Origin of the sequence: Phenylobacterium sp., assembly GCF_036402295.1 — a bacterium.
Classification (GTDB): Bacteria; Pseudomonadota; Alphaproteobacteria; order Caulobacterales; family Caulobacteraceae; genus Phenylobacterium.
Genome location: NZ_DASWTE010000086.1, coordinates 1 through 10,971 on the forward strand (window position 1 = coordinate 1; position 10,971 = coordinate 10,971).

Sequence of the window (10,971 nt, forward strand, 5' to 3'; positions counted from 1 at the left end):
GGAAAGCCATCGCCCGAAGCTGACCTATCCGTTCGACCATGCGCCCAAGACCGGCGAGGCGGTCGACATCGCGCCCGGCGTGAAGTGGCTGCGCATGCCGCTGGGCGGGGCGCTGGCGTGGATCAACGTCTGGGCGATCGCTGAGGAGGGCGGCTGGGCCATCGTCGACACCGGCATCGGTGGCATGGACACCCGCAACGCCTGGCGCGCGGCGCTGAAGGGTCCGCTGGGCGGCAAGCCGGTGACGCGGGTGTTCGTCACCCATATGCACCCCGACCACATCGGCATGTCGGGCTACCTGACGCGCAAGTTCAACGCCCGGCTCTGGATCACCCGGCTGGAGTACATCACGTGCCGCTCGCTGGCCGCCGACACCGGGCGCGAGGCGCCGGAGGACGCGCTGCGCTTCTTCCGCGCCGCGGGCTGGGACGAGGAGGCGCTGGAGAACTACCGCGCCAAGTTCGGCGGCTTCGGCCGCGGGCTCTATGCGCTGCCCGACAGCTTCCACCGCCTGAACGACGGCGACGAGATCAAGATCGGCGACCACGTCTGGCGCGTGGTGGTGGGCTCGGGCCACAGCCCCGAGCACGCCTGCCTGCATTGCCCGGACCTGAAGCTCCTGATCTCGGGCGACCAGGTGCTGCCGAAGATCTCGTCGAACGTGTCGGTGTTCCCGACCGAGCCCGACGGTGACCCGCTGACCGACTGGCTGACGTCGCTGAAACAGATCAAGACCCGGGTCCCCGACGACGTGCTGGTGCTGCCGGCGCACAACGACCCGTTCTTCGGCCTGCACGCGCGGCTGGACCACCTGGTGGGCGGGCACGAGCGGGGGCTGACCCGGCTGAAGGACCTGATCGCCAAGCCGAAGCGGGTGGTGGATGTGTTCGGCGTCCTCTTCCGGCGCAAGATCGACGAGTACCTGCTCGGCCTGGCCACCGGCGAGAGCCTGGCGCACCTGAACTGCCTCATCGCCCGCGGCGAGGCTGTGCGCGAGCGGGACACGAACGGCGTCGACTGGTACCGCGCCGCGGCGTGATCCCCTGGAACTTCGCGCGGTTGACGCTACGTCGCTTGGGCCAGGGCCCTTGCGCCCCGCGCGGTTGAGCTTACGTCGTACGTGCGAACGCTTGTTTGAATGGCTCGAGGGAGGGCCGGACACCCCATGACCGAACATGTGCTGATCGAGAAGGCGAACGGCGTGCTGACGCTGACGCTGAACCGGCCCGACAAGAAGAACGCGCTCTCCAACGAGATGTACGGCGCGCTGGGCGACGCGATCGACGGCGCGGCGGACGATCCGGAGGTGCGATGCATCCTGATCCAGGCGAACGGCGACATGTTCACCTCGGGCAACGACCTGGCGAGCTTCCAGGCGGTCAACTCAGGCGAGGCGGCGCAGGGCGACCGGCGCGGCGGCAGCGCGCTGATCCAGGCGCTGGGCCGGGCGAAGACGCCGGTGGTGGCCGCGGTGAACGGCCGGGCCGTGGGCGTGGGTACGACCATGCTGCTGCACTGCGACCTGGTGTTCCTCGCCGAGGACGCGCTGCTCACGACCCCCTTCGTGAACCTGGCGCTGGTGCCGGAAGCGGCCTCGTCGATCACCCTGCCGGCGCGGATCGGCCACGCGCGGGCGTTCTCGATGTTCGTGCTGGGCGAGGCGGTCGATGCGAGGAAGGCCGAGGCCTGGGGCATCGCCAACGCCGTGGTCCCGGTCGGCGAGCTGCGGGCCCGGGCCCGGGCGGCGGCGGAGGCGGTGGCTGCGAAGCCGCCCTCCGCGGTGGCCATCACCAAGGCGTTGATGCGCGAGTCCGAGCGCTATCTGGCGCGGATGCAGGAAGAGGGCGCACACTTCGGCGCCCAGCTGAAGACCGCCGAGGCGGCCGAGGCGTTCGCGGCGTTCCGGGAGAAGCGGGCGCCCGACTTTTCGAAGGTGAGCTGAGACATGGCGGACCGCATCACATCCGACTTCGGCGCGCGCTCGACGGCGAAGGAGGTGGCCGCCGGCCACGATCTCGCCGGCGTGACCGCCATCGTCACCGGCGCGGCCTCGGGGATCGGGGTGGAGACGGCCCGCGCCCTGGCGGAAGCAGGGGCCGACGTGCTGCTGGCGGTGCGCAACACCGAGGCCGGCCAGGCCGTCGCCGACGACATCAACAAGGCGGGCAAGGGCAAGGCCAGCGTCGGCAAGCTCGACCTTTCCGACCTGGCCTCGGTGGCGGCGTTCGCGAGCTCGTGGGGCGACAAGCCGCTCAACATCCTGATCAACAACGCCGGCGTCATGGCCTGCCCGCTGGGCTACACGGCCCAGGACCTGGAGACCCAGGTGGGCACCAACCACTTCGGCCACTTCCTGCTGTCGGTGCTGCTGGCGCGCGGGCTGATGAACGGGGCCGACAACGGGAGGGGCAGCCGCCTGGTCTCGCTGTCGTCCATCGGCCACCGCCGCGGCGGCGTGGTGTTCGACGACATCCACTACCGCAACCGGCCCTACGACAAGTGGGAGTCCTACGGCCAGTCGAAGACGGCCAACGCCCTCTTCGCCGTGGGCTTCCACGAGCGCTTTGCCGAACTCGGGGTCACGGCCAACGCGGTGATGCCGGGCGGCATCCGCACGCCGCTGCAGCGCCACCTGACCGACGAGGAGATGCGGGCGTTCGGCTGGATCGACGCCGAGGGCCGGGTGAACGACCGCTTCAAGAGCCCCGAACAAGGCGCGGCCACCAGTGTCTGGGCCGCGCTCGCGTCCGAGCTGGAAGGCGTGGGCGGGCTCTACCTGGAGAACTGCAACCAAGCCGTAGCCTGGACCGAGAGCAATCCGTTCGAGGGCGTGCTGCCCCACGCCCTGGACCCTGAAGCCGCCGAGCGCCTGTGGGGCGTCTCGGAGGAGACGACGGGAGTGCGACTATGAGCCTTGCCGGAAAGACCCTGTTCGTCACAGGCGCCAGCCGCGGCATCGGCCTGGCCATCGCGCTGAAGGCCGCCCGCGACGGCGCCAACGTGGCCATCGCCGCCAAGACGGCCGAGCCGCACCCGAAGCTGCCGGGCACGATCTATTCCGCCGCGGAGGAGATCGAGGCGGCCGGCGGCAAGGCGCTGCCGCTGATCGTGGACGTGCGCGACGAGGCCAGCGTGTTGGCGGCAGTCGAGGCGACCGTGCAGCGGTTCGGCGGCATCGACATCTGCGTGAACAACGCGAGCGCCATCCAGCTCACGGGCACGCTTGCGACCGACATGAAGCGCTACGACCTGATGCACCAGATCAACGCGCGCGGGACCTATTTGACGTCGAAGGCCTGCATCCCGCACCTGAAGGCCGCGGCCAACCCGCACGTGCTGATGCTGTCGCCGCCGCTGGACATGAGCCCGCGGTGGTTCGGGACGCACGTGGCCTACACCATGGCCAAGTTCGGGATGAGCATGTGCGTGCTGGGCATGGCCGAGGAGTTCAAGGGCGACGGGATCGCCTTCAACGCGCTCTGGCCGCGCACCGGCATCGCGACGGCGGCGATCAAGAACGCGCTGGCCGGCGAGGAGGGGATGCGCCGCTGCCGCACGCCCGAGATCATGGCCGACGCGGCCTATGCGATCTTCAACAAGGCTGCGCGCAAGTTCAGCGGCAACTTCCTGATCGACGACACCTTCCTCTATGAAGAGGGCGTGCGCGACTTCGACCAGTACCGGGTTGACCCCAGCCAGCCGCTGATGCCGGACTTCTTCGTCCCGGAGAGCTCGAAGCCGCCGCCGGGCGCCGGGCTGGAGGCCGCAAGAGCATGAGCGTGGACGTCGGATCGAAGGTCGTGGTGCGGACGGCCACCCCGGCCGACACGCCGCTGATCCTGGCGTTCATCAAGGGGCTCGCCGAGTACGAGAAGCTGCTGCACGAGGTGGAGGCCACCGAGGCAGACATCCGCCGCGATCTCTTCGGCGAGAACCCGCGCTGCTTCTGCGACATCGCCGAGCACGGAGGGAAAGCCGTCGGCTTCGCGCTGTGGTTCTACAATTACTCCACCTTCCGGGGGCGGGCCGGCATCTACCTCGAGGACCTGTTCGTCCTGCCCGAGGCGCGCGGCGTGGGCGCGGGCAAGGCGCTGCTCTCGCGGCTGGCGCAGCGGTGCGTCGACGCCGACCTCGGGCGGCTCGAATGGTGGGTGCTGGACTGGAACAAGCCGGCCATCGAGTTCTACGATTCCCTCGGCGCCCAGGCGATGAGCGACTGGACCGTGCGCCGGGTGGACGGTGAGGCGCTGAAGCGCCTCGCGGGCGTGTGAGCGCCCCTCCGAAAACGGTGATCCACGCCTCCGAGACGGAGGCCGAAGCCCTTCGCCGCGCTGTGCGTACGGTGGACGTCACGACCCTGGGCCCGCATCGCGAGCGGGCCGAACTGAAGCACGTGCCGGGGCTGGTGGAGCTGCTGTCGGACGCGCGGGTCTCGGGGCCGATCTACGACCTGCCGCGGCCGATCACCGAGGACAGCGTCACCCGTTGGGTCACCGAGAGCCAGGCCAAGGCGCTGGCCGGAGAGGCGCTGCTGATCGTCAGCCTGGACGACGCCGGCGAGGTGGCCGGCTACTCGCGCATCACCGTCTGGCCCGAGCATCTGTCGGCCGAGCTGGCGGGCGCGGTGCGGGCCGACCTGCAGAACAGCGGCCGCGGCGGCGCGGGCATGGCGCACACCTTCGGCTGGATCTTCGAGACCCTGGGCGTGGAGCTGATGTGCCTGACCGCGGCGCTGGACAACGTCCGCGTCCAGAAGGGAATCGATGCGGCGGGGTTCGTCCGCATGGGCGAGCGCGACGCGGTGCGGCCGGACGGGACGGTGCGCAAGTCGGTCTACTGGGAGATGACGCGGGAGCAGTGGCGCAAGCGGCATCGGCTGTAGCGCCAACCTCCCCACACGTCGCCTGCGGCGAAACCGGGATGACAAGCTTTGTTGGGTGGTTGCTACGCCGCCCAGGCCGCCGCGAAACGGCGCAAAAGGGCGAGCGCGGCGCTGTCGGCCATGCCTTGGGTGGCGGTGAGGCGGACGAAGAGGTGGCCGGCGGCGCGCTTGCCGCGGGCGGGGAGGCCCTGGTCCTCGACGCGGACCAGGCCGCGCTCGGCGGCCTTCCGATCGATCCAGACGCTGCGGCGGCCGATCGGAGTCTCGAGGCTGATGCGGCCACCCTTCTTCAGCAGCGAGGGGGCCACCTTCACCGTCATCCAGAGGTCGTCGCCGCGGACGATGACGCCGTCGTGGGCGCGGATGTAGACGCAGAGCTCGGCGCCGCCCGCGCGCACCTTGTCGCCCGAGCGCAGGCCGGCGGGCAGGGTGATGCGGATCAGCTGGCCGTCGGGCAGGCGATGGTCGATGTCGCCGCCCTCGAGCGCCAGCAGCGGGGTGATCTCGAGGTCCGGGTCCGGAGCGGCGCGCGGCCGGGCCGGCGGGGCCGTGAAGCGCTCGTCCAGCGGGTCCTGCAGACGGTGGAAGGCAGTGACCACCTGGCGGAAGGCGCCCTCGTCGCCGCCGCCGTCGGGATGGGCGCGCTTGGCCGCTTCGCGGAACGCCTGGCGCACCTCGGCGGGCGTGGCGTCCGAGGTGACGCCCAGCACCTCGCGGGCGTGCTTCAGGGTCATATCGGCGGCGACCGGAGTCATCAGCGCGAACCCTAGGGTCAACGCCGTCAACGCTGGGTTAAGCCGCGCGCCTCGCGGAACGCGCCCGGCCGGGCTATATGCCGACCGTGACCGAGAAGACCCTCATCCCCGCCTCGCCCAGCGAAGACGAGTACGTCCGGCAGGTGGCCGCCGCCGAGCCGCCGCCGCTGCTGTCCGAGACCGATCCGATCGCGCTCTTCGACGAGTGGTTCCAGGAGGCTCTGCAGAAGGAGCCGAACGACGCCAACGCCATGGCGCTGGCCACCGTCGACGCCGACGGGCTGCCCGACGTGCGCATGGTGCTGCTGAAGGGCGTCGATGCGGACGGCTTCGTCTTCTACACCAACCTCGAGAGCGCCAAGGGCGAGGAGCTGGCGGTCAATCCGAAGGCGGCTTTGCTGTTCCACTGGAAGTCGCTGCGGCGGCAGGTGCGGGTGCGCGGCCTCGTGACCCGGACGAGCGACGCCGAGGCCGACGCCTACTTCGCCACCCGGGCGCGGCCGGCGCAGCTGGGCGCCTGGGCGAGCGCCCAGTCACGGACCCTGCCCGACCGGCTGGCGCTGGAGAAGAAGATCGCCGAGGTGGGCCTGCGGTACGGGCTGGGCAAGGTGCCGCGGCCGCCGCACTGGTCGGGCTATCGTGTCGCGCCGCAGGCCATCGAGTTCTGGCGCGACCGGCCGTTCCGCCTGCACGAGCGGCTGGTGTTCGAGCGCGCGGGAGCCGGCTGGACGACGCGCAGGCTGTTTCCTTGAAAGAAGCCTCCCCGAACGCGGCGTCGGAAGACGACGTGATGGCGTGGCTGGGCGCGCGCACCGAGCGCCGGATCGACACCGCCTGCGCCCATGTGTTCCTGGGCGCGGAGTCGGCGTGGAAGATGAAGCGCCACGCAGACCTGGGCTACGCCGACTTCTCCACACTGGAGCGGCGCAAGTGGGCGCTGGACCGCGAGCTCGAGTTCAACAAGGCCGCCGCGCCCGACATCTACCGCGCGGTGCGCAAGGTGACCCGCGAGGCCGACGGAACGCTGCAGCTGGATGGAAGGGGCGAGACCGCCGAGTTCGTGCTGGAGATGCGCCGTTTCGACGAGACCCAGGTGCTGGCCGCGCAGCCGGAAGCGGTGGACGGCGCGCTGGCCGAGCGGCTGGGACGCACCATTGCGGGCTTCCATGCCTCGGCGCCGCTCAGGCCCGCCGGCGGTCTGACGGCGCTGGCCTTCACCGTCGGCTCGAACGCCCAGTTGCTACGCGAGACTTGCCAGGGGCTGGACCAGGACCGCGTCGAGGTGATGATCGCGCTGACCGAGGCCGAGCTGGAGCGGCAGTCGGCGCTGCTGGCCCATCGGGCGGCCACCGGGTTCTCGCGGCGGTGCCACGGCGACCTGCACCTGGGCAACATCCTGTTGGAGGACGGGGAGCCGGTGCTCTTCGACTGCATCGAGTTCAGCGACATCCTCTCGGACCTGGACGTGCAGTACGACCTCGCCTTCCTCTTGATGGACCTCGACTTCCGCGGCCGGCGCGATGCGGCGGTGCGCGCGCTGTCGGGCTACCTGGACGAGGCGGCGCGCCGGTTCCCGGCCGACGTCTGGGACGGGCTGGCGGCGCTGCCGCTGATGCTGTCGGTGCGGGCCGGCGTGCGGGCCCATGTCTCGGCCCATTCCGACGACCCCAAGACGGCGCGGGCCTATGTGGAGGCGGCGATTTCGCACCTCTCGCCGCCGTCGCCGGTCCTGGCGGCCGTGGGCGGGCTGTCGGGGTCGGGCAAGTCGCGGTTCTCGCGCGGGATCGCGCCGGCGCTGGGGGCGTCGCCCGGGGCGGTGATCCTGCGCACGGACGAGATCCGCAAGCGACTGATGGACATCCCGCCGACCCAGACCATGCCGCCGGAGACCTACACGCCGGAGTTCTACGTCCGCACCTACGACACCATGATCGACAACGCCCGCGCGATGCTGAAGGCCGGCCGGGCCGTGGTGCTGGACGCCACGTTCATCGATCCGGCGCTCAGGGCCCGGGCCGAGGCCCTGGCGGCCGAGTGCGGCGTCCCGTTCCGCGGTGCGTGGCTCGACGCGCCGGTGGAGGTCCTGGAGGCTCGCGTGGCCGGCCGCCAGGGCGACGCCTCGGACGCCACGGTGGCCGTGCTGCACGATCAGGTGGGCCGGATGCAGGGCCAGACGGTGGCCTGGCCCAGGGTCGACACCCAGGCGCCCAAGGATGCGGCGGCGAAAGCGTGGCTGGCGGCCCTAACCTAAGGCTTTCGTTGCGGAACCGGCGTCCGCTGGCTAAGCCTTCGCGGTAAGTAACAAGCGATAACTCGGAGCGGAACGCGATGCTGGGCCTGATGCAGAATTGGCCGCTGACGGTCGACAGGATCCTCGACCACGCCAAGGCCTGGCACGGGGACCGCGAGATTGTCAGCCGCTCGGTCGAGGGGCCGATCGTGCGCTCGACCTATACGGAGGTCCATGCGCGCGCCAAGCGGCTGTCCAACGCCCTGAAGGGGCTAGGGATCGGCACGGGCGACCGGGTCGCGACGCTGGCCTGGAACACCGCCCGCCACATCGAGGCCTGGTACGGGATCATGGGCATGGGCGCGGTCTGCCACACCCTGAACCCGCGGCTGTTCGCCGAGCAGCTCTGCTACATCATCAACCACGCCGAAGACCGGATCATCTTCACCGACCTGACGTTCGCCGCGATCCTGGCCGAGAACGCGCCCAAGCTGCCGACGGTGAAGCACTACGTGGTCATGACCGACCGCGAGGGCATGAAGGGCGTGACCCTGCCCGGCGCGCTCTGCTTCGAAGACCTGATCGAGCAGAACTCGGCCGACTGCGAATGGGGCGGTTTCGACGAGAACACCGCCTCCAGCCTCTGCTACACCTCGGGCACGACCGGGAACCCGAAGGGGGTGCTCTACTCGCACCGCTCGAACTTCCTGCATACCCTGGTCACGCTAGGCGTGGACGTGATGGGCCTGTCCGCCCGCGACACCGTCCTGCCGGTGGTGCCGATGTTCCACGCCAACGCCTGGGGCCTGGCGTTCAGCTGCGCGGCCGCGGGCTGCAAGCTGGTGATGCCGGGGGCCAAGCTGGACGGCCCCTCGGTGCACGAGCTGCTGGAGACCGAGGGCGTCACCTTCTCGGCCGCAGTGCCCACGGTCTGGCTGGGGCTGCTGCAGCACCTGCGCGCCACGGGCGGTAAGCTCAGCACGCTGAAGCGGGTGGTGATCGGCGGCTCGGCGGTGCCCGAGGCGATCGTCCGCGGCTTCCGTGACGAGTACGGCGTCGACGTCACCCACGCCTGGGGCATGACCGAGATGTCGCCGCTGGGCACGCTCTCGTCGCCGAACGCCAAGGTCGCGGCGATGGGGCCTGAGGACCAGCTCCGCTACAAGCTGAAACAGGGCCGCCCGCCGATCGGCGTTGAGATGAAGCTGGAGGACGACGCGAACCAGCGCCTGCCGCACGACGGGACCACCTTCGGACGGCTGATGGTCAAGGGCCCCTTCATCGTCGGCGGCTACTTCAAGGGCGACGGCGGCGAGATCCTGGACGACCAGGGCTTCTTCGACACCGGCGACGTCGCGACCATAGATCCCGACGGCTACATGCAGATCACCGACCGGGCGAAGGACGTGATCAAGTCGGGCGGCGAGTGGATCTCGACCATCGAGATCGAGAACATCGCGGTGGGCCACGAGAAGGCCGCCAACGCCGCGGTGATCGGCGCCTATCATCCGAAGTGGGACGAGCGCCCGCTGCTGCTGGTGCAGCTCAAGCCCGGCGAGGAGGCGACCAAGGAGGAGTTCCTGGCGTTCCTCGAAGGCAAGATCGCCAAGTGGTGGACGCCCGACGACGTGGTCTTCGTCGACGACATCCCGCTGGGCGCCACCGGCAAGATCGACAAGAAGCTGATCCGCGAACGGATGAAGGACTACGTGCTCCCGACCGCGAAGGTGGCCGAGCGGGCGTAGGAGGTCTTGTGGGTGAGCGATGGGGACTGGGAGTGGTCGACCTGCGTGAGGCCGCCGAGGCCGAGTATCCCGACATCATCGCCATGACCAACCGCGCCTTCCGCGAGCCCGCCGGCCAGGCGGACTGGAAGGTCGAGACCCTGGTCGACGGGCGACGGATCGAAGAGTCGCTGCTGCGCGACGACCTGGCCGAGCCCGGCGCGAAGCTGCTCATCTGGCGCGACGCAGCCGGCGAGCACATGGGCCACGTGCGCCTCGACGAGGGGCCTGACGGCGCCTGGTACCTCGCGATGCTGACCGTGCGGCCCGACCGCCAGGACGGCGGCCTGGGCCGGGCGCTGCTGGCGGCGGCCGAGGACTACGCCCGCGCCCGCGGGGGCCGCCGGATGCGGATGACCGTGGTGCACCAGCGGCCGGAGCTGATCGCGTGGTACGAGCGGCGCGGCTATGCGCTCACCGGCGAGACCGAGCCGTTCCCGTATGGCGACGACCGGTTCGGGACGCCCACGCGGGACGATCTCTATTTCGACGTGCTGGAGAGAACGCTAGGGCCGAACGCATGAGCTTCGCCGACGATGCGCCCTACCATGCCCACATCTACCACGAGCCGGGCCAGCGGCCGGCGTCCGACGCGCTGCATGCGCGGCTGACGGCGCTGCAGGGCGAGATCGCGGACCTGAAGATGGTGGGCAAGCTGCGCGAGAGGCCGGTCGGGCCGCATCCGCTGCCGCAGTTCGAGATCCACTTCCTGAAGCGGGCGCTGCCGCAGATCCTGCCGCTTATCGAGGGCTCGGGCCTGCGGGCGCTGGTGCACCCGCTCACCGACGACGACCTTGCCGACCACACCACGCTCGGCCACTGGATCGGCGCGCCGCTGGAGCTGGACCTCTCGGTGATGGACCCGCCCGGCCAGAACCAGGGCATGCCGCGCTTCGGCAAGCGGGACTTCTAGCCCGCGCGGCGGTTGGAGACGCCGCGGCGGTCGTAGGTGAAGCCGCCTTCGCCGTGGGCGCCGGTCGAGGACCAGCGGGCTTCCTCGGCGCGGTGCAGATACTGCTCGGCCACGAGCCAGGCCTTCACCGGCTGCAGGGTCGCGAGGCAGCCGCCGATGAGGGCCGGGAAGACCGTGGCGAACTGCAGCCAGAGCGGGGGCTGGAAGGCCACCACCGTCCACGCCCAGACGGCGGTGACCAGGATGCCGACGCCACTCATCACGAAGAAAGCCGGGCCGTCGGCGGGATCCGCGAAGCTGAAGTCCAGGCCGCAGCGGTCGCAGCGGTCGGCGATCTTGAGGAAGCGACGGAACAGCTTGCCCTCGCCGCACCGTGGGCAGCGGCAACGCAGGCCGGCGCTCAGCGA

At 70.5% G+C, this 10,971-nt stretch carries 13 protein-coding genes; 11 read left to right on the top strand and 2 right to left on the bottom strand.

Going from position 1 to position 10,971, the window contains the following annotated elements:
* Nucleotides 1-19: 19 nt before the first annotated feature.
* The 6 genes from VGD44_RS05790 to VGD44_RS05815 all read left to right on the top strand — a co-directional run bounded on the left by VGD44_RS05790 (nt 20) and on the right by VGD44_RS05815 (nt 4,882).
* A complete protein-coding gene (locus VGD44_RS05790; protein ID WP_331084847.1) occupies nt 20-1,039 on the top strand; it encodes an MBL fold metallo-hydrolase in 1,020 nt (339 codons plus the stop codon).
* A gap of 126 nt (nt 1,040-1,165) precedes the next feature.
* Nucleotides 1,166-1,942: an enoyl-CoA hydratase-related protein gene (locus VGD44_RS05795; protein WP_331084825.1), complete on the top strand. Its 777-nt coding sequence runs from the start codon at nt 1,166-1,168 to the stop codon at nt 1,940-1,942.
* 3 nt (nt 1,943-1,945) lie between these two features.
* Entirely contained in the window at nt 1,946-2,911 is a 966-nt protein-coding gene (locus tag VGD44_RS05800; protein ID WP_331084827.1) for an oxidoreductase, read from the top strand.
* Nucleotides 2,908-3,777: an NAD(P)-dependent oxidoreductase gene (locus VGD44_RS05805; protein WP_331084829.1), complete on the top strand. Its 870-nt coding sequence runs from the start codon at nt 2,908-2,910 to the stop codon at nt 3,775-3,777. The genes VGD44_RS05800 and VGD44_RS05805 overlap by 4 nt, the downstream gene beginning before the upstream one ends.
* Nucleotides 3,774-4,271 carry a GNAT family N-acetyltransferase gene (locus VGD44_RS05810; protein WP_331084831.1) on the top strand — a complete coding sequence of 166 codons (498 nt, stop codon included), beginning with the start codon at nt 3,774-3,776 and terminating at the stop codon, nt 4,269-4,271. Before VGD44_RS05805 ends, VGD44_RS05810 begins: the two co-directional genes overlap by 4 nt.
* Entirely contained in the window at nt 4,268-4,882 is a 615-nt protein-coding gene (locus VGD44_RS05815) for a GNAT family protein (protein WP_331084833.1), read from the top strand. The genes VGD44_RS05810 and VGD44_RS05815 overlap by 4 nt, the downstream gene beginning before the upstream one ends.
* 62 nt (nt 4,883-4,944) lie before the next feature.
* Here VGD44_RS05815 and VGD44_RS05820 read toward each other — a convergent pair whose 3' ends face one another.
* Nucleotides 4,945-5,637, bottom strand: coding sequence for a DnaJ domain-containing protein (locus VGD44_RS05820; RefSeq protein ID WP_331084835.1), 693 nt, complete (start codon nt 5,635-5,637; stop codon nt 4,945-4,947).
* Nucleotides 5,638-5,714: 77 nt separating this feature from the next.
* On the opposite strand from VGD44_RS05820, the gene pdxH reads away from it, so the two are divergent.
* From pdxH to VGD44_RS05845, 5 genes are all read left to right on the top strand, one after another.
* Nucleotides 5,715-6,389 (top strand): pyridoxamine 5'-phosphate oxidase, encoded by a 675-nt coding sequence (gene pdxH / locus VGD44_RS05825; protein WP_331084837.1) that lies wholly within the window; start codon nt 5,715-5,717, stop codon nt 6,387-6,389.
* Nucleotides 6,386-7,888, top strand: a complete 1,503-nt coding sequence (locus VGD44_RS05830) for an AAA family ATPase (protein WP_331084838.1) — start codon at nt 6,386-6,388, stop codon at nt 7,886-7,888. Before pdxH ends, VGD44_RS05830 begins: the two co-directional genes overlap by 4 nt.
* A gap of 77 nt (nt 7,889-7,965) precedes the next feature.
* A complete protein-coding gene (locus tag VGD44_RS05835; protein WP_331084840.1) occupies nt 7,966-9,612 on the top strand; it encodes a long-chain-fatty-acid--CoA ligase in 1,647 nt (548 codons plus the stop codon).
* Nucleotides 9,613-9,644: 32 nt separating this feature from the next.
* A complete protein-coding gene (locus tag VGD44_RS05840; RefSeq protein WP_331084842.1) occupies nt 9,645-10,175 on the top strand; it encodes a GNAT family N-acetyltransferase in 531 nt (176 codons plus the stop codon).
* The gene (locus VGD44_RS05845; protein WP_331084844.1) at nt 10,172-10,564 is read left to right on the top strand and encodes a DOPA 4,5-dioxygenase family protein; all 393 of its coding nucleotides are present in this window, start codon (nt 10,172-10,174) and stop codon (nt 10,562-10,564) included. Before VGD44_RS05840 ends, VGD44_RS05845 begins: the two co-directional genes overlap by 4 nt.
* On the opposite strand, the gene VGD44_RS05850 is transcribed toward VGD44_RS05845, so the two are convergent.
* Nucleotides 10,561-10,971, bottom strand: a 411-nt coding sequence (locus VGD44_RS05850; RefSeq protein ID WP_331084846.1) for a DUF983 domain-containing protein, incomplete at its 5' end; no start/stop codon positions are given. The two genes, VGD44_RS05845 and VGD44_RS05850, sit on opposite strands and share 4 nt — an antisense overlap.

Bases quoted from the DNA above. Each gene is read 5' to 3' on its own strand.
- VGD44_RS05795 (WP_331084825.1), top strand. From the start codon at position 1,166: ATGACCGAACATGTGCTGATCGAGAAGGCGAACGGCGTGCTGACGCTG.
- VGD44_RS05800 (WP_331084827.1), top strand. From the start codon at position 1,946: ATGGCGGACCGCATCACATCCGACTTCGGCGCGCGCTCGACGGCGAAG.
- VGD44_RS05805 (WP_331084829.1), top strand. From the start codon at position 2,908: ATGAGCCTTGCCGGAAAGACCCTGTTCGTCACAGGCGCCAGCCGCGGC.
- VGD44_RS05810 (WP_331084831.1), top strand. From the start codon at position 3,774: ATGAGCGTGGACGTCGGATCGAAGGTCGTGGTGCGGACGGCCACCCCG.
- VGD44_RS05820 (WP_331084835.1), bottom strand. From the start codon at position 5,637: ATGACTCCGGTCGCCGCCGATATGACCCTGAAGCACGCCCGCGAGGTG.
- pdxH (WP_331084837.1), top strand. From the start codon at position 5,715: ATGCCGACCGTGACCGAGAAGACCCTCATCCCCGCCTCGCCCAGCGAA.
- VGD44_RS05835 (WP_331084840.1), top strand. From the start codon at position 7,966: ATGCTGGGCCTGATGCAGAATTGGCCGCTGACGGTCGACAGGATCCTC.
- VGD44_RS05845 (WP_331084844.1), top strand. From the start codon at position 10,172: ATGAGCTTCGCCGACGATGCGCCCTACCATGCCCACATCTACCACGAG.